This window comes from Sphingobium xenophagum NBRC 107872, assembly GCF_000367345.1.
GTDB lineage: Bacteria > Pseudomonadota > Alphaproteobacteria > Sphingomonadales > Sphingomonadaceae > Sphingobium > Sphingobium xenophagum.
Map to the genome: position 1 here is coordinate 11,151 of NZ_BARE01000030.1, position 17,583 is coordinate 28,733.

Genomic DNA, 17,583 nt, shown 5'->3' on the forward strand with positions numbered 1-17,583 from the left:
CTCGGAGCGAGGATTACCGTTTTCGTCGGTGAACACTGCCATCAGGCGAACAGGAAAGCTCCTGGCGAGATAGTCGATCACATATTCTTTGCAGTCGCAGTTTATGTCGAGCGTGGCGGCGGGAGGCGCAGGTTTCCTTCGGTTTTCCATGATTTCACTCCAGATAATTGCCTGACAAGGTTGAATGCTGGGGCCGTTAGGATTGTCGGCACCGCTGGAATGGTGCAGGTTGTAGAAAATCCCCGAGGCAGTCGTTCGTCGCTTTCAATCGAGGTCCCGATGCAAGGCTGTCCGCCATGGAGATCTGCCATGCCGAACAAACTGCCCAAGCGCCCCATTATCGTTTTTCTCGCAGGGATTTTTCTGGGCTTGCCCGGCGTCGCAGGCGCAGTGACATTGACGTCATTAAAAGGCATGGATCTCGAAGGAAGCTATGGCTCGTATGCGCCGCGTGGCGATTGCTCTCGAGGGGCGAGCCTTGAGATCAACGAAACCGGCTTTACTTTCAAAGCGTCTGGTCAGACTGTAAAAAGCACCCGGTTTGAGTACGCGGCTTCGTTTCTTGGCCCGACCTATGAAGGCGTTAGCGCGGTCTTTTTTCCTTTTCCTGTCAATGCCAACGATTTCGGACGCGTGATCTTGACGGTCAATGACGACGAAAAGCGAGGCGTAGTCCGCCTTGAAGCAGACGTCGCGCCTGGACAGCGCCTGGATCCGTTCAAGTCAGCGCTCGTGTCGCAATCCCCACTGCTCTTGTGCAAGGGGTCTGGGCCGGCATCTGCTGCTTCAAAAGCACCTCTGCAAGCAAGGCCAGTCTTGGGAAAACCGACGCCGCTAGCCTGGACCAATCTTGCGAGTTCCATAGGAAAATTCCAAAGTGATTCCGATCCCAACGGAATAGATCTTTTGACAAGTGGTCCGATAGCTGACGCGATACGTTCGCGTTTGGGCCGCAAAATAGACCTGCTGGCCAGCAATCTTTCGGCGATATCCGGTCTCCAACGACAAGGATCTCTCTATTGGGTTACGGGAAATGCGCCGCATCAAGGCGGTGTAGAGCAAGCCTATGTTTTGCTTGATGCAAATCGCCGTGCTGTTCAAATTGGCCTTTGGGAAAAGGGAAAGTTGACGGTCTATGCGCCTCAAGGAGGCCGCTTGCCCGTGCCCCAGGACATTGCTCGCCTGCTTATGGACAGCCCACCTGAGGACGCAGTGCCGCTGCCTGGGACTGCTTGGGAGGTCGTGCCGGTCCAAGGTCGCGCCCCAATGGCCTATGTCGATGTAGCTGCTTCGCCAAACATCAAGTCGTTTAGCCTGTTTTGTGAAGGCAACCGCCCCATGATGGCCATGCTCCTTAACAAGCCCGCGACGGTGCCGCGCGTTACGGTTACATGGAATTTTGCTGGTCGATTAATTGACATTCCGACCGGCCGCGCGAACGCTCAGAGCACGTTTTGGCAGGCCAACCTCACTGGTTCCCAACTCATTCCGATGCTTCTCCGTCAAAACGGTTCGGTTATGCTACGCATCAACGGCCGCCTCGAAGGCGAAGCTTTGTTGGCGGGAGCGCCACTGGCGCTTCGAACTGCGATGCGGACCTGTGTCAAATTTTGACATGACCTCCTGCACGTATTTCCTGAAGCATTGATAGTAGATCGTCGCTTTGCGGCTTGAAGCGCCCGGGCCTGATGGCGGGTGCGCCGTGAGCCGCGAGGATTTGCAGCTTCTCCTCGGGATCGGCGCGCAAATAGGTCTCGGTGCTCTGGATGCTGGCGTGGCCGAGCCACAATGCAACCTTGCGAATGTCCCCGGTCGCCGCGAGCGTGTGCATCGCACAGGAATGCCGCAGCACGTGCGGCGTAACCCGCTTGCCAAGGATCGACGGCTGCTTCGTTGCCGCGGTCTTGACGTGCTCGGCCAAACGGAACGCAAATCCGTCGCGGGTCATGGGCTGCCCGTTGGCATTGAGGAATATCTCGGCAGCTTGCGCGTCGGGCCGTATCGCAAGCCACGCGCGCAATACGAACTGGGTCTCTTTCCAGAGCGGCAGGACCCGTTCACGCCGACCCTTGCCCATGATGTGCACGGTGGACAGGGAGCGGTCCGGGAAATCGCGCAGCTGCAGCGTTACGAGTTCCGACACTCTCAGCCCGCCGGCATAGGCCAGATGCAGCATCGCGCGATCGCGGGTGCCAAGGCGTGTCCGGGGATCCGGGGCATCGAGCAAAGCCTTGATCTCGGCCCGGTCGAGGTAGTCGATCAGCGCCTTGTCGGTCTTCTTGGTCGGGATCGATCTGACGCGGAGGGCCAGATCCAGGCAGGCCGGAATCCGATACTCGATGTACCGGAAGAAGGACCGGATCGCGGCGAGCCTGCCATTGCGGGTCCGCACACAGCTGCCGCGCCCGGTCTCGACATGGTCCAGGAAAGCCATGATCATGTCGGGGCCGAGATCCTCGATCTCAAGATCGGTCGGCCGACGCTTCAGCCGATCGGCAGCGAACTGAACGAGGAGGACGAAGCAGTTGGCATAAGTCTTCACTGTGTGCGGGCTGACAGCACGTTCGCGTGGCAGATGCTCACGCAGGTATGCCGAGAGATGCGGAGCGAGCGCCGTCATGCCGCCTCTCCCCGGTAAAGCTGCTCGCTCGCAGCCGCAATGTCGCGCAGCAGCACCGGAGTGGCCTCGAGATACCAGTACGTGTTGGCGACCGACGCGTGCCCCAGATAGACACTGAGACCGGCCATGTGGTGAGCGATGGCCTCCCTGTCAGGTGGGCAGGACTCAAGGGAACGGACAGCGAAGGTGTGCCGCAGATCGTGGAGTCGCATGCCCGCCGTACCGGTTGGTCCACGATATCCGAGCTGCCGGGCCAATCTGACGAACACGACGTGGGCGCGCACCTTGTGCGGTGCCCGTCCCCGGATAGTGACGAACAGGTCGTTGCCCCTGGCCGCGTGCTTCTCGCGGAGGGCGAGATAGGCTTCGAGTGCTTGGCGCGTCGATGGCTGCAAGGCAATCAGCCGCTGCTTGCCAAACTTGCCGTTGCGGACGATCAGGCCATCCTCGACCAGATCTTTGCATTGTAATGCGAGGGCCTCGGAAATCCGGAGACCTGTCGCCGCCAGCAGCCCGAACAGGTAATGGTACGTGTGTGGGCTGATCGTGCCTTGGGGTGGAACGTCCAATGCAGCAGTCATGATCGCCCGCACCTGGTCCGGCTCAATGATGGTCGGCGTCGGGCGTGGCCGCTTGCCCCGACCGAAGACGCCGGCAGGCGGAACTTCGTGGCCTGAATCTTCGGCGTGAGCGAAAAGGCTGAAGTTACGTGCGGTGTCGAACCTCCGGCGGGCCACATATTGTGAGCTCGACGTATGGCACCAGTCGTAGATGCGCTGGACCTGAGTGTGCCGATCGCCGAAACCCCCGGCGTAGGCGGCGTACAGGCGCAGCATGCGTTCCTGTTCAGAGAACTTCAGCCCGAGGCTGCGATGCAGCGCCACGTATCTGGAAATGTGGATGTTCAGCATGACTGTTCTCCCGGCCAGGGCTGCGCGATCTTCATGAGCATCGGCAGATCGACCTTGGCGTAGATGGCAGTGGTCTCGGGCGAGCTGTGACGCAGGATGGTCCCGACGGACTCCAGGCCTGCGCCCGCGCGCAGCAGGTTGGTGGCAAGCGAATGCCGGAATATGTGCGACCCGGTCGGCACTCCTTCGATCCCACCGCGGTCGCGCGTACGAGCGACGATGCCCGCTATCTCAGCGGACGAGCGGAATGGCCGAAACGGTGCTTGTGCACGCAGGAACAGATGCTCTTCGGCGGCCTTCGGGCGGGCTGCCGCAAGATATGCCAGGATCGCGTCGCCAACATCCTGCGGCAATGGCAGGCGGTCCGGTCGACGCGTCTTGCCCTTGACCGTCAGGTGGCCGGATCGCCAGTCGATGTCGTCGAGACGCATGTTCTGAATATCGGCAGCCCGCAGGCCGAGCCTGGCGAGCAGGAGAATGATGGCCTTGTCCCGGACTTCCACCGGACGATCTGTCGGACAGGCCGCAATGATCCTCTCGATCGTTGCCGGGTCGACGTGGCGCGGCAGCGTCGAAAGGCGGTAGCGCTGTACTGATGGAACTGCATGCAACAATGCCGGCCGGCACTCGCCACGCACGACCAGAAACCGGATGTAGCTCCTCATTATCGTGACGAGCAGCGATGCCGACCCCGGCGTCTCCTTGCTTCGTCGTTGGAATGCGCTCCTGAGTCCGGCGGCATCCCATTGCGAAGGCTCGCCCAGCATTGGCATGAGCCGTCTGATATCGGTCCGGTAGCGCCGAATCGTCTCGTCCGTGGCGCCGCGGTGTTGCTTGAGCCATGCCAAGTAAGCCGACATGTGCGGGTCATCGTCCGCCACCGGTTCAACCAATGGGATGGCGCCCCGGCCTCGCAGGAACTCGACGAAGTGCCGTGCGCATCGCCGCCGCCGCTTGGTGCCCGTTGCGACCAACTTGCCCCGCTTGCGCCAGACCGGGCATCGGCAATCATGCGCTGCATAGTGGTCGATGATCGTGTCATCGATATCGATCCATTGGCGCCGCGCCATGCGAAGCCAGGCCACGAAATGCTCGGCCTCGGACCGATAGGCCTGTGCCGGTCCCTCGGCAAGTTGCAGGCGATCGATCGCATCGGAATAGTCGGCGAGGTGCCGTGGCAGATCGTCGATCCCGTCGTCGACTTCGACGTAGCCTTGATCTTCCAGGAACCGGACGAAGCGCCTGACCCTTGCTGCTTGGTCAGCCTTGTAGTGCGCTTGCTGCGCCGAATACCGGTGGCACCGGCACCCATGCTTTTCGAACCGCCGGACAGCCCGATCGTCAATCGTGCGGATGGCGATCCTATGCAGGCCCAGCCAATGCAGGAAATGGCGGACCGCCGCGCCATACAGAACCGCACAGCCTGACTTCTCGTCGAGCGACTGAGAGGAGAGGAATGTGGTGAGAAGGGTGCCGTGACTGGGCGGGTCTTCGACCCGGAGCGGGGCCGCTCGAAACGGCAATGATGATCTTGATCGCATGTTGGTTCCTTCGACTTGTTGAGGTCGAGGGAACCGTAATTATCTGGAGTGAAATCATGGAAAACCGAAGGAAACCTGCGCCTCCCGCCACCACGCTCGACATAAACTGCGACTGCAAAGAATATGTGTAATGTTGAGCTCAACATTAGACATATTCCCGAGGGGACAGGTCGATCTCCAGCGCTTCGCGTTCCTCGTCCGAGAGGTCGGCAAGCCGGCGGTCGAGCATGGCTTCTGCCGTCGAGACCAGCTGGACGACAACAGCCTGCCCATCGGCAATCGCCGCATCGATCGCGGGCAATAGGCTTGGGAGCTTCATCGACAGAAGCAGCTGCGCGAAGAAGCGCTGCTTGGTTCCCTCGAAGATCGACAGCGCTGCGGACTTGGCACCGGAGTTGAGCGTCCCCCCGGTCTCGCTGTCGACGATCCGAGTGGCCTCAAGCGCTTCGCGCAGGTTGGCGTGGATGATCGCCCAAGCCTCGGCATAGGCATCGTAGACCGCGATCTGATCCTTGGTCAGGCAATGCTCGAGGATTTCATACTCGACGCCGGCGAACGAAAGGGCCCGGGCCGTGTAGATGCCGAGTGATTTGAGATCCCGCGCGACCAGTTCCATTGCTGCAATTCCGCCATCGCGAATGTCGGCAACGAAGGCCTCGCGATTGGCAAAGGCGGTCTCCGGGCCCCAGAGTCCGAGGCGCGTCGCATAGGCCAAGTTGTTGACGTCGGACGCTCCGGTTGCCGAGGCGTAGAGCACCCTTGCCCGGGGCAGGAGGTTTTGCAGGCGCACCCCGGCGATGCCTTGCTCCGATCCCTTGACCTTGCCCCGCGATCCTTCCCCGCCGGCAGCGTTGGCCATGGCGTGCGCTTCGTCGAACACGATCACTCCGTTGAAATCGTCACCGGCCCAGGCGAGGATCTGATCGAGGCGGGTCGCGTCGTTTCGACCCGAACGCAGGGTCGGATAGTCGAACTGGGTCTTCCGCGTGAACCGGCGCATGTTCATGTCTTCGATCATGCGCTGACGCAGCGAAGTGGCGGGGGCATCGGACAGAACGGTGGTCATGGTACGACTCCTTGGTTGAAAGGAGCCGCGATCGTCTGCCTACTTCGCCCAGACCTCAACTTACGCTCAGGCCGCCGATCACTGGCCAGACCTCAAAACAAGCGCCACTCCCGCGCCAGCGGGTTCGTACAAGTCCCACTGCCGGTCCGTTGCAGCAGGCATCCAAAATCCTCGTCAACCGCCTGACGAGAATGCCATATTGATGACTTTACCGCCCTCTCGGATCATATCGAGGTGGTCGCTCCACCACTGCGCCATGCGGACACGTTCCTCCCAGTGCTTGCCGCGGTGGTAAACGCCACGGACTGCATTACTATCACCGTGAGCCAATCCTCGTTCGATCGCGTCCGGGTTCCAAAGGCCGCTTTCGTTCAGCATAGTGGATGCGGTGGCCCGCAGCCCATGAGCGGTGACCTCATCCTTGGTGAAGCCCATCCGGCGAAAGGCGGCATTCAAGGTGTTTTCGCTCATCGGTCGAACAGACGCACGGGCCGAGGGGAACACATACCCTTGGGTGCCGACCATCTCGGCGAGCTCTTTCAGGTAGCCAATTACCTGCTTTGAAAGCGGCACGGCATGAGGGCGCCGGGACTTCATCTTGCCTTCAGGGATCCTCCACACACCTTCTTCCAGGTCGATCTCCTTCCACTCGGCGTGCCGTAGCTCGCCAGGCCGGACAAAGACGTGGGGAGCGATCAGAAGGGCATATCGGGTGATGAAGTTGCCAGTGTAGTCCTGGATCGCTCGTAGCAGCCCGCCAAGCTCCTTGGGTTCGAGAATCGCGGCGTAGTGCTTTGCCTTTGGCGTGATCAGTGCCCCACGAAGCATTGATGTAGGGTCGCCTTTGCAGCGCGTGGTGGCAACGCCATACCGGAATACGCGGCTCGCAAACGACCGGGTCTTCTTCGCAGTCTCGTGCTTACCCTTGGCCTCGAGCCGCTTGAGAGGAGCGAGCACTTCAAACGGCTCGATCTCGTCGATCGGTCGGCTGCCAATCGCGTCCACCAGCTGCTCGAGAAAGAAGTTGGCCTTCACGATGGTGGCATCTGCCCTGCCACTCTGCACCATCATCTGATCGATGTACTCCCGCGCCACTGCCTCGAAGGTCTGGGCGGAGAGGAATTCGGCGCGAATCTTCTGCTTACGCTTCTCCATCGCCGGGTCGCCGCCTGAAGCGATCTTGTGCCGCGCCTCATAGGCTGTCTGCCTTGCCTGCTTGAGGCTGATCTCGGGGTAGGCACCGATCGACAGCTTCTTTTCGACCGGGCCGATCCGGTAGCGGAATCGCCACAGTTTGCCGCCGGCTGGGGAGACCTCGATGTACAATCCGCGGTCGTCAGCAACCTTGTAAGGCTTGTCCTTTGGCTTGAGTGCTCGAAGCCGAGTCTCGGTCAGCGGCATGTGCGGGCCTTTTCCCGATGTGGTTTTCGCAAAGGCCCGCAAAAGGCCCGCAAAAATGTGCGGAACCCCCGAGAAAAGGCGGGACGATCCGGCACGATCCAAGGGCCAATTCCCTTGGATTTCTGCGGGTTTAATACACTTTTTGGGATGTTCCGAGAAGAACAAATGGTGCCCAGAAGAGGACTCGAACCTCCACGACCTTGCGATCGCCAGCACCTGAAGCTGGTGCGTCTACCAATTCCGCCATCTGGGCACGGGGTAGGAGCGCGCAACTAGCCGCTGGCCTTGGGGCTGTCAACGCAGGAAAGCGGATAATTTTTGTGGCTTGGGCAAAAAGCCGGGTTATGGGCGATCAAGCCCTTTGCCTGACAGGATGCCCCGCCATGACCCATGCCGATTTCGTGCCGCCCGCCCTGTTTACCCGGCCTGACGGGGTGCGCCTTGCCTATCGTCAGCGGGGTGGCGCGGGGCCGACGATCGTCTTTTTGCCGGGATATATGTCCGACATGGAAGGGGGCAAGGCGATCGCGCTCGACGCTTGGGCGGCGCGCAGCGGGCGCGCGATGTTGCGGCTGGACTATGCCGGGTGCGGGGCCAGCGACGGGCGGTTCGAGGATGGCACGCTGGCCAGTTGGCGGGACGATGTGCTGTTGCTGGTCGATGCGCTGGTCGAAGGGCCGATGGTGCTGGTGGGATCGTCCATGGGCGGCTGGCTGGCATTGCTGGTGGCGCTGACGCGGCCAGAGCGGATGGCGGGATTTGTGGGCATCGCCGCAGCGCCCGATTTTACCGACTGGGGCTTTACCGAGGCGGACAAGGCGTTGCTGATGACCGAGGGGCGGATCGAGGAGCCAACGCCCTATAGTGACCAGCCCTATGTGACGACGCGGGACTTCTGGGAATCGGGGCAGGCGTTGCGGCTGTTGGGCGGACCGATCGCCATCGGCTGCCCGGTGCGGTTGCTGCACGGGCAGTGCGACGATGATGTACCCTGGGAAACGGCCCTGCGGATTGCGGCGCAGGCGCGTTCATCCGATGTGCAGACGCTGCTGGTTAAGGACGGCGACCACCGCCTTTCCCGCGACAGCGACATCGCCCTGCTGATCCGCACCGTCGCCAGCCTGCTGGATAGTCTCTGATGCCCTTTTTCCTGCCGCTCCTGTTCCTTGCGCAAGGCTATGACCCGGAAATCGAGGCGGTGATGAACCGCAGCCGGAAGGAGAAGCAGGAAGCAGCGGCGGCTGCGACTGCTGCGGCCCCCAAGCCAGCAGCGGCGCGGGAGGATGGACGGATTCCGGTTCCGGCCAAATATGCCGCGCCTTTTCAGGCCTGCCTGGATCAGGCGATCGAAGCGCCCGATGCAGGCGTCGCCTTTGCCCAGAAGTGGCGGATCGACGGCGGCAGTTTCTATGCGCGGCATTGCATGGGCTTTGCCTATGCCCGCGCCGAGCGCTGGGGCCCTGCGATCGTCGCGTTCGAGCAGGCTGCCGAGGAGGCGGAACGTAGCGCCGAAATGGCGCAGAGCGCGCGGCTGTGGGCGCAGGCGGGCAATGCGGCGCTGGCCAGTGGCGATCCGGCCAAGGCGCGGCAGGATTTCGATGCGGCGCTGGCGCGGGGGCTGCCGGATGGACTTGAGAAAGGCGAAGTGCATCTCGATCGGGCGCGGGCGCTGGTGGCGCTGGGCGATACGGCAGCGGCACGGGAATCGCTGGATGTGGCGCTCGGCCAGGCCCCAGGAGACCCGCTCGGCTGGCTGCTGTCGGCGACACTGGCGCGGCGGTCGGGCGAGATGGCCTTGGCGCAGGCGCATATTGCCCGTGCCGTGCAACTGTCGCCTGACGATGCGTCGGTGGCGCTGGAGGAAGGCAATATCGCGGTGCTGACACAGCATGACGATGTCGCGCGCTCAGCCTGGCAGCGCGCGGTCAGGCTGGCGCCGACGACAGCGGCGGGGAAGGCAGCGGCGGACAATCTGTCGCGATTGCCCGCCGCGGGCGCGGTTAAACCGACACTGAACTAGACATATGCAATGATTTTTACCGATATATATCTAAGCTATTGTTATTTAAGGTAAAAATCAACCGTTGTGACGACACGGACCTTTTTGTAGGGCGTATCGCTCGATCCGTCGCCGCCTTCGCCGTCGCGTGCGTCGATCGAGAAATAGCCCTGGGTCGCGCTTTTGATGCCGCCGACGCTGGTGCCGCTGTCCTTTGCGAATTGTTCGGCAGCGTTGCGCGCATCCTTGGTGGCGGCGGCGACCATCGGGGGTTTGAGGTCGTTCAATTTGGTGAAGCTGTAGCGCATGCCCGACCCTTCCTGCAGCGTCACGCCGCGGCGGACCAGGTCGAACTGTTGCGCGACGGCGCGCTGTGCGCGGGCGATGTCGGTGGTGCGCAGCAGCATCCGCTGGGTAATGGTGATGTTGTTGACGCCATTGTTGAGATACTGGTTCACGCCAGCGCCGACCGGGGTGAGGGCGTCAGGCTTGAAGCCCAGACTGGCAAAATAGGCTTTGAGTTCGCGCGTGTTGTTGTCGATTTCGGCGCGCACCGTAGGCAGGTCGAAGCCGGTCGCCGAATAGCTGATCGACCAGGTGGCAAGGTCCGCCGTCACATCCTTTTCGGCAAGGCCGCGCACGGTGACAGAGCGGTCCGCTGCCTTGGCCCGTTTCAGCCCGTCGCCCAGCAGATAGCCGCCGCTCATGACGCCCAGCGCCAGCAACGCGGCACTGCCCAGCAAAACCTTGTCCCGCAATTCCAATGCCATAATGCTTTCCTCTTCCTTCGGGGGATGCGCGACCTTATCTATAGGGTTGTCGTGCCAGAACTGAGATGAAACGTTGCTTTATGGCGACGAACGGAGTGACCCTTGCCCAAATATCTGCATAGCATGATCCGCGTGACCGACATCGACAAAAGCATCGCCTTTTTCGACCTGCTGGGTCTGAAAGAGGTCAAGCGGTTCGATAGCGAACAGGGGCGCTTCACATTGGTCTTTCTCGCCGCGCCGGGCGATGAGGAGGCGCAGGTTGAATTGACCTATAACTGGCCCCCGACCGACGGTAGCCAGCCGGAAAGCTATGATGGCGGGCGCAATTTCGGCCATCTCGCCTATCGGGTCGAGAATATATACGAGACCTGCCAGCGTTTCCTGGACGCGGGCGTGACGATCAACCGGCCACCGCGCGACGGGCATATGGCTTTCGTGCGATCGCCGGACGGCATTTCGATCGAACTGTTGCAGGACGGGCGGCTGGACCCGGCCGAACCCTGGGCGTCGATGCCCAATGTCGGTACATGGTAAGCGCGATGCTGGACGTGGTCCGCATTCCGGTGCTGAGCGACAATTATGTCTGGCTGATGCATGACGCAGCAAGTGGCGAGACGGTGGTGATCGACCCTGCCGTCGCTGATCCGGTTCTGGCAGCGGCGCAGGCGCGCGGCTGGACCATCGGACAGATATGGAACACCCACTGGCATGGCGATCATGTCGGCGGCAATGCGGCGATCAAGGCGGCCACGGGTTGCACGATTACCGGCCCGGCGGCGGAGGCGGACAAGATCGGCACGCTCGACCGGATGGTGGGAGAAGGCGATGAGGTGCGGATCGGGGCCCATGTCGCGACCGTGATGGAAGTGCCAGCCCACACCGCAGGGCATATCGCCTATCATTTGGCCGACGAGCATATCGCCTTTGTCGGCGATACGCTGTTCGCGATGGGCTGCGGTCGCCTGTTCGAGGGGACAGCGGCGCAGATGTTCGCGAACATGGCGCGGCTGGCGGCCCTGCCCGACGAGACGCGCGTTTATTGCGCGCATGAATATACGCTCTCCAACGGACGTTTCGCGCTGGGCGTGGAACCGGACAATGCGGCGCTGGCTGCACGGATGGTAGAAGTGGAGGCTGCGCGGGTGCGTGGCGAGGCGACCGTGCCGACGACGATCGGACTGGAGCGGGCGACCAACATCTTCATGCGGGCACGGAACGTTGATGAGTTGGCGCAGCGGCGTGCGGCGAAGGATGCGGCCTGACGGATTCTGCGCTATGTTGCCGTCTTTGGGGGCAGAGAAAGAGGAGAGCCATGATGCGTGCATGGATATGCCTGACGCCCATGCTACTGGCCGCCTGCACCGGTAGCTACGAACCCACCCCCCTGACCCAGAAGCAGGCGACAAAGCTGGAAGAGGAGCTGGCCGGCAAGGTTGCAGGCGAAAAGGTCAGCTGCATCGACCAACAGCCGCAGACCAACCTGACGGTGATCAGCAACAATGTACTGCTCTATCGTGTGAACAAGCGGCTCATCTACAAGAATGAGCTGATGGGCAGTTGCAACGGCCTGACCTTTGGTGACACGCTGATCGTGCGCGTTTTCGGGACGCAATTGTGCCGGGGCGATCTGGCCGCCAGCGCCAATTTGATGTCGGGGATGACGACGGGCAGTTGCGCACTGGGGGATTTCATACCCTATCGCACGCCCGGCAAGTGAGCGGCTGCCCTTATCGTCGTTTGACGGCAGCCGCTTCGCGGGCGAGCCTTTTGTCCAGATTCGAACGCGCAGCAGCGGCGTAGCGGGCGCAAGCCTTGCTATCGATCAAAGGGGCAGTTCCCGCGAGGCGATCGTAAAGAGCGCTGGCGGACGGATGTGGCGTGATGAGCAGGTCGCAGGGGAGCGCCGCGACCTTGGCAATGGTCGCGCGCAGGCGCGCGACATGGGCGGGGTGATCGGCAAAGCGATACCCGTCCGCCGATACTGCGCTCAGACTGTCGGCATATACGATCCTGCGGCAATTTTTTCCGGCGCAGGCGGTCCATGACCAGCTGGTGCCGCCCGGCGAATGGCCCGGCGTCAGATGGGCGGTCAGGCGGAGCGGCCCCAGCGTGACGGCTTCCCCATCCCTGACGATGCGCCCGACGCGCGCGCCGGTAAAGGCATCGAGGCCGCCGCGTTGCGGATCGTCGCGGGCGGGGGTGCCGCTTTCCAGCATCGGCCGGGCGGCCGCCGACGCGATCAGGGAGGCGCCGGTGCGCTGCTGAAGGGCGTGCAGCCCGCCGGCATGATCGACATGCTCATGGGTGGAGAGCAGATATTTAACATCCCTGGGGCGAACGCCCAGCCGCTCGATATTGGCGATGATGGTAGGGACAGCCTGCGCAGTGGCCCCGTCGATCAATATATGGCCCTTCGCCCCGGTGATGAGCAGTACCGTGATGCCGCAACTGCCTACGTCATAGACATTGGCGAAGATGCGGACGGGCGGGGCGGGATCGCTCCAGCCATCCTTGCCCGCGCACTGGCGCTGATGCTCGGCCATGCTGGCCGGGCCGGATGGCGTTGCGGCGTGCAATGGCGCGCTGGCGACCATCGCGGCCAAGATCGGCACAGGCAGAGCTTTCAATCCTTCATGCCTTGTACAGCGCGTCCATCCGATCGGCATAGCGTTTGCGGATGACATGGCGGCGGATCTTCATCGACGGGGTCATTTCCTCATTGTCGATGGTGAAGGGTTCGTCGGCCAGGATGAAGCGGCGGACCCGTTCGATCACAGACAGGTCGGCATTGACCCGGTCCACTGCCGCGCGCAGCGCCGCCATATAGGCCGGATTGGCCTGCGCGTCGGCAGGCACGACGCCATTGGCCTGCGCCCATTCGCGGGTCCATTCGGCGTCCGGCACGATCAGGCCGACCAGATAGGGGCGACGGTCGCCATGCACCATCGCCTGACCGATTTCATTCTGGAGCGTCAGCATCCCTTCGATCTTTTGCGGAGAGACATTGTCGCCCTTGTCATTGACGATCAGGTCTTTTTTGCGGTCGGTGATGCGAATGCGCCCCTTCGCATCGAATTCGCCAATATCTCCGGTGTGAAGCCAGCCATTCTTCAGCACTTTTTCGGTTTCGGCCGGGTTGCGCCAATAGCCGTGCATGACCAGTTCGCCGCGCACGAGGATTTCGCCATCGTCCGCGATCTTGACCTCCACCCCTTTGAGTGGTGGCCCGACCGTGTCCATGGCGATGCCCGCGCTGGGCCGGTTGCAGCTGACCACGGGACCGGCTTCGGTCTGGCCATAGCCCTGGAGCAGGGTGAGGCCCATCGCATCGAAGAACAGGCCGACATCGGGGTTGAGCGGCGCGCCGCCCGACACGAGCGCCTTGAGCCTGCCGCCGAAGCGGGCGCGGATCTTGGGAAGAAGCGTGCGGGCAAGCAGGGCTTTTAGCGGCAGGTCGAGGACGGAGGCCTTGCCCTGCTGCTCCTTTGCGCCAATGCGCAGCGCCTGCGCCATCAGCCAGGTCGGGAATTTGCCCTGCTTCTCGATCGACTTGATGATGCGGGCGCGCAGCACTTCGAACAGGCGGGGGACGACGACCATGATGGTGGGCCGGGTTTCCTCGATATTGCTGGCGAGTTTTTCCAACCCTTCCGCATAGTAGATTTGCCCGCCCAGCAGCATGGGCAGGAACTGCCCGCCGCTATGTTCATAGGCATGGGAGAGGGGGAGGAAGGAGAGGAATGTCTCCTCGCCCCAGCCGAAATCCTCCGCAACGATGGTGCCAGCGCCTTCGGCATTGAGCAGGATCGCGCCATGATGCTGCATCACCCCGCGCGGCGCGCCGCCGGTGCCGCTGGTATAGATGATGCAGGCCTGATCGTGACGGGTTGCGGTCTGGGCGGCGGCGCAGGCGGCAACGTCGGTGGGGTGGGCGGCGATCAGATCGTCCCACAGATGGCAGGTCGCCTGCCCCTGTGCGCCGCGCAACGGCTCCATACCGATGACGAAGCTGGCCTGTGAGCGGACGACGGCAGGCATCAGCGCCTGAGCCAGCTTGGCGGTCGAGACGATGACGGCGCGGGCGCCGCTGTCGGTCAGGATATGCTGGTGATCGCGCGTGGTGTTGGTGGTGTAGGTCGGCACGGTGATGCAGCCCGCCGCCATGATCGCCAGGTCGGCGATGCAGAATTCGGGCCGATTCTCGCTGACCAGCATGACCGGGTCGCCGGGCTTGAGGCCCAGGGATTTGAGCGCGGTGGACAGGGCGGCGACCCGGCGGGCGACCTCATTCCAGCTGAGCGGATGCCATGTTCCGCCGCTCTTGCGCCACAGAAAGGGGGTGTCGCCGCGCTCTGCGGCGCGCGTGAAGAACATGGTGACAAGGTTGGGAAATGTCTCGATGGCCCTCAAGGCTCGACTCCTGCGGTTCCGACGCATCTGGCGCGCGCCTGATCTTGGCCATGGCTATAGCCCCGCCATGCCGTAGCGGCCATGCTTTTCTCAGTCGAACAGCCCGTTTTGGACGTCCTGCGGCGGGTTGAGGCCCAGATGCTTCCAACCCGGACCGTTGAGGCAACGGCCACGCGCGGTACGGGCGATGAGGCCAAGCTGGATGAGATAAGGCTCGATCACTTCCTCGATCGTGTCGCGCGCTTCGGACAGGCCGGCGGCAAGGGTTTCGACGCCCACCGGGCCACCCCGATAAATGTCGGCGATCATCATCAGATAGCGGCGATCCATCAGGTCAAGGCCCAGATCATCGACATCCAGCCGCCGAAGCGAGGCGTCGGCGACCTTGGCATCGACGGCGGGGACGCCAGCGACATTGGCGAAATCGCGCACCCGGCGCAGCAACCGCCCGGCGATGCGCGGGGTGCCGCGCGACCGGCGGGCAATCTCCACAGCGCCGTCGGGGGTGATGGCAAGGTCGAGCAAGCGGGCGGCGCGGCGCACCACCAGTTCCAGTTCGGGCACGGTGTAGAATTGCAGGCGCACCGGGATGCCGAAGCGATCGCGCAGGGGGGTGGTGAGCAACCCCTGCCGCGTGGTCGCGCCGACCAGGGTGAAGGGCGGCAGGTCGATGCGGACCGATCGGGCGGACGGGCCTTCGCCGATCATCAGGTCGAGCGCGCGGTCCTCCATCGCGGGGTAGAGGACTTCCTCCACCGCCGGGTTGAGGCGATGGATTTCGTCCACGAACAGGACGTCGCCTTCGTCGAGGTTGGTGAGCAGGGCAGCCAGATCGCCGGACTTGGCGATGACCGGGCCGGACGTGGCGCGAAAGCCCACGCCCATTTCCTTGGCGACGATCTGTGCCAGCGTGGTCTTGCCAAGGCCGGGCGGGCCGAAGAAGAGCACATGGTCCAGCGCCTCGCCCCGCGACTTCGCAGCCTCGATAAAGACACGCAGATTGCCGCGCGCGGCTTCCTGCCCGATAAATTCGTCGAGCGATTTCGGGCGCAGCGCGGCGTCGACATCCTCGACGCGGCGAGTGGGGGCGAGCAGGCGGTCTTCGGTCATGGGCGACCCTCACCAACTTCGTCATGCTGAACTTGTTTCAGCATCCATCGTGCGTCAATTGTGGATGGACCGGCGGCAAGCCGAGGTTGACCGCCAGATCGACCCAATCGGGATTTTCCGATTCGATGAGATTGATCTTCCATTGTCGATGCCAGCGCTTTAGCTGCTTCTCGCGCAGGATGGCCTGCTCCATCGTATCGCAAGCCTCGAAGCGAACGAGGCGATGGACGCCATATCGGCTGGTGAAGCCCGCCAGTGCATCCGTTCTGTGTTGCATCAGCCGACCGATCAGGTTGGACGTCACGCCGATGTAGAGCGTGCCGTTGGGCTGGCTGGCGAGGATATAGACGCATGGTTGCTTCATCGACACCCCCCTTCGGCTTGTGCGGCCCAATGGATGCTGAAACAAGTTCAGCATGACGGGTGTGTAACCGCATCACTTCGCGGCCTTCCGCAGCGCGAGCCGCACGAGCGCATCGAGGCTGGCGTCGTCGCCCAGTTCGGCTTCGGCAGACGCGACGGCGGTGCTGGCCTCATGGGGTTTGAAGCCGAGATTCTGGAGCGCAGAGAGCGCGTCGGCGGCGAAGCTGCCGGTCGGCAGCATGGCGACGCCGCCCGCGTCGATCGGGCCACCAGCCGGGGTTGCGCCGATCTTGTCCTTCAATTCATTGACGATGCGCTGGGCGAGTTTGGGGCCGACGCCGTTCGCGCGCGCGATCATCGCCTTGTCCCCCATGGCGACGGCGCGGTGCAGTTCGAGCGGTTCGAGCGCGGACAGGATCGCCAGAGCCACCCGCGATCCCACGCCCTGCACATGGGTGAGCAGCCGATACCAGTCGCGCTCCTCTGCGCGCGCGAAGCCGACGAGGCGGATCGAATCTGCCGCGACCAGCATTTCGGTGTGGATCGTCACCGCTTCGCCGATGCTGCCCAGCGCCGCGAGCGTGCGCGATGAGGCGCCGACCAGATAGCCCACGCCGCCCACATCGATGATGGCATGGTCCAGCCCGGTGCTGTCGAGCCGTCCTTTCAATTTCGCGATCATGTCCGCTGCCCCATGGTCATGATCTGTTCTTTACAGGCTCCCGCGCGCGGCGCCAGCGTAAAAGCGCGGCACCTTTTGCGCGCCCATGCGTAGTGCAGCGCGACACCTATCTTCCAAGGACGCGACAATGCTTATGACCGCACCAATGCTGGGCCCAAAGGATTTTGAATATCCATCGATCATGCTGTCGGGGGTGGTCGACCATGGCATGTATCTGCATTTCAAGAACTGCCTGTCGAACGCGCCGCAGCAGGGGTTAGTGGTGGTGGAAATTTCCACCCTGGGCGGCGACCCGGAAATTGCCCGGTTGATGGGCGAGGATATTCGTTTCCATTCCGACCTTTATCCTGAACGGCGGCTGGTATTTCTGGGGCGAACCGCAGTCTATTCGGCGGGGGCGACCTTCATGAGCTTTTTCGCCACCGAAAATCGCTATGTGACGCGCGGTACCCGGATCATGATCCATGAGCGGCTGATCACGAAGAATATCCAGCTGTCAGGGCCGCTTTCCACCTGCATCGCGACGTTGAAGGCGACGCTGAACGAGATTGAATCGTCGATCGCGATCCAGAATGAAGGGTTCCAGAATCTGATCCTGGGATCGGATATCAGCATGGAGGAATTGCTCCAGAAAGCGCCTGAAAACTGGTATCTCGAGGCCAATGAAGCACAGGCGCGCGGACTGATCGCCGCCGTGCTATGACGGG

At 62.5% G+C, this 17,583-nt stretch carries 17 protein-coding genes, 1 tRNA gene and 1 pseudogene; 7 read left to right on the forward strand and 12 right to left on the reverse strand.

From position 1 onward, the window contains the following. The first annotated feature begins 309 nt into the window (after positions 1-309). The gene (locus SX1_RS22665; protein WP_082737013.1) at positions 310-1,614 is read left to right on the forward strand and encodes an Ivy family c-type lysozyme inhibitor; all 1,305 of its coding nucleotides are present in this window, start codon (positions 310-312) and stop codon (positions 1,612-1,614) included. Here SX1_RS22665 and SX1_RS13535 read toward each other — a convergent pair. From SX1_RS13535 to SX1_RS13560, 6 genes and pseudogenes are all read right to left on the reverse strand, one after another. Continuing rightward, positions 1,604-2,620, reverse strand: a complete 1,017-nt coding sequence (locus tag SX1_RS13535) for a tyrosine-type recombinase/integrase (RefSeq protein WP_019053426.1) — start codon at positions 2,618-2,620, stop codon at positions 1,604-1,606. The two genes, SX1_RS22665 and SX1_RS13535, sit on opposite strands and share 11 nt — an antisense overlap. Beyond that, positions 2,617-3,531 (reverse strand): tyrosine-type recombinase/integrase, encoded by a 915-nt coding sequence (locus SX1_RS13540; RefSeq protein WP_019053427.1) that lies wholly within the window; start codon positions 3,529-3,531, stop codon positions 2,617-2,619. The genes SX1_RS13535 and SX1_RS13540 overlap by 4 nt, the downstream gene beginning before the upstream one ends. After that, positions 3,525-5,072 carry a tyrosine-type recombinase/integrase gene (locus SX1_RS13545; protein WP_026149763.1) on the reverse strand — a complete coding sequence of 516 codons (1,548 nt, stop codon included), beginning with the start codon at positions 5,070-5,072 and terminating at the stop codon, positions 3,525-3,527. Before SX1_RS13545 ends, SX1_RS13540 begins: the two co-directional genes overlap by 7 nt. A gap of 145 nt (positions 5,073-5,217) precedes the next feature. After that, positions 5,218-6,039 (reverse strand): annotated as a pseudogene (locus tag SX1_RS13550) (strawberry notch-like NTP hydrolase domain-containing protein); the annotation flags it as partial. A gap of 273 nt (positions 6,040-6,312) precedes the next feature. Further along, positions 6,313-7,539: a tyrosine-type recombinase/integrase gene (locus SX1_RS13555; protein ID WP_019053431.1), complete on the reverse strand. Its 1,227-nt coding sequence runs from the start codon at positions 7,537-7,539 to the stop codon at positions 6,313-6,315. Between the two features lie 166 nt (positions 7,540-7,705). After that, positions 7,706-7,792 (reverse strand) — tRNA-Leu (locus SX1_RS13560). Positions 7,793-7,922: 130 nt separating this feature from the next. Here SX1_RS13560 and SX1_RS13565 point away from each other — a divergent pair. Together SX1_RS13565 and SX1_RS13570 are read left to right on the forward strand one after the other, a co-directional pair. After that, positions 7,923-8,678, forward strand: a complete 756-nt coding sequence (locus SX1_RS13565) for an alpha/beta fold hydrolase (RefSeq protein ID WP_019053432.1) — start codon at positions 7,923-7,925, stop codon at positions 8,676-8,678. Continuing rightward, entirely contained in the window at positions 8,678-9,559 is an 882-nt protein-coding gene (locus SX1_RS13570) for a tetratricopeptide repeat protein (RefSeq protein WP_019053433.1), read from the forward strand. Before SX1_RS13565 ends, SX1_RS13570 begins: the two co-directional genes overlap by 1 nt. 41 nt (positions 9,560-9,600) lie before the next feature. Here the strand turns inward: SX1_RS13570 and SX1_RS13575 are convergent, their stop codons facing one another. After that, entirely contained in the window at positions 9,601-10,308 is a 708-nt protein-coding gene (locus SX1_RS13575; protein ID WP_017182923.1) for an SIMPL domain-containing protein, read from the reverse strand. Positions 10,309-10,410: 102 nt separating this feature from the next. Between SX1_RS13575 and SX1_RS13580 the strand changes: the two genes are divergently transcribed. From SX1_RS13580 to SX1_RS13590, 3 genes are read left to right on the forward strand one after another with little or no spacing between them, the layout of a single operon-like run. Further along, positions 10,411-10,845 (forward strand): VOC family protein, encoded by a 435-nt coding sequence (locus tag SX1_RS13580; protein ID WP_019053434.1) that lies wholly within the window; start codon positions 10,411-10,413, stop codon positions 10,843-10,845. Positions 10,846-10,850: 5 nt separating this feature from the next. Further along, positions 10,851-11,573 carry a hydroxyacylglutathione hydrolase gene (gene gloB, locus SX1_RS13585; protein WP_019053435.1) on the forward strand — a complete coding sequence of 241 codons (723 nt, stop codon included), beginning with the start codon at positions 10,851-10,853 and terminating at the stop codon, positions 11,571-11,573. 53 nt (positions 11,574-11,626) lie between these two features. After that, positions 11,627-12,028 carry a hypothetical protein gene (locus SX1_RS13590; RefSeq protein WP_026002348.1) on the forward strand — a complete coding sequence of 134 codons (402 nt, stop codon included), beginning with the start codon at positions 11,627-11,629 and terminating at the stop codon, positions 12,026-12,028. A gap of 10 nt (positions 12,029-12,038) precedes the next feature. Here the strand turns inward: SX1_RS13590 and bla are convergent, their stop codons facing one another. The 5 genes from bla to ruvA all read right to left on the reverse strand — a co-directional run bounded on the left by bla (position 12,039) and on the right by ruvA (position 16,876). Next, positions 12,039-12,923 (reverse strand): subclass B3 metallo-beta-lactamase, encoded by an 885-nt coding sequence (bla, locus tag SX1_RS13595; protein WP_019053436.1) that lies wholly within the window; start codon positions 12,921-12,923, stop codon positions 12,039-12,041. A 19-nt stretch (positions 12,924-12,942) separates the two neighbouring features. Next, positions 12,943-14,685 (reverse strand): AMP-dependent synthetase/ligase, encoded by a 1,743-nt coding sequence (locus SX1_RS13600; protein ID WP_019053437.1) that lies wholly within the window; start codon positions 14,683-14,685, stop codon positions 12,943-12,945. Between the two features lie 126 nt (positions 14,686-14,811). Beyond that, on the reverse strand, positions 14,812-15,831 hold the full coding sequence (gene ruvB, locus SX1_RS13605) for a Holliday junction branch migration DNA helicase RuvB (RefSeq protein WP_019053438.1): 1,020 nt from the start codon (positions 15,829-15,831) through the stop codon (positions 14,812-14,814). Between the two features lie 37 nt (positions 15,832-15,868). Then, positions 15,869-16,195 carry a GIY-YIG nuclease family protein gene (locus SX1_RS13610; protein WP_019053439.1) on the reverse strand — a complete coding sequence of 109 codons (327 nt, stop codon included), beginning with the start codon at positions 16,193-16,195 and terminating at the stop codon, positions 15,869-15,871. Between the two features lie 72 nt (positions 16,196-16,267). Further along, positions 16,268-16,876, reverse strand: coding sequence for a Holliday junction branch migration protein RuvA (gene ruvA / locus SX1_RS13615; protein ID WP_017182931.1), 609 nt, complete (start codon positions 16,874-16,876; stop codon positions 16,268-16,270). Between the two features lie 127 nt (positions 16,877-17,003). Between ruvA and SX1_RS13620 the strand changes: the two genes are divergently transcribed. Continuing rightward, complete coding sequence (locus SX1_RS13620; protein WP_026002350.1) at positions 17,004-17,579, forward strand: peptidase S14; 576 nt, start codon at positions 17,004-17,006, stop codon at positions 17,577-17,579. Positions 17,580-17,583 lie beyond the last annotated feature (4 nt).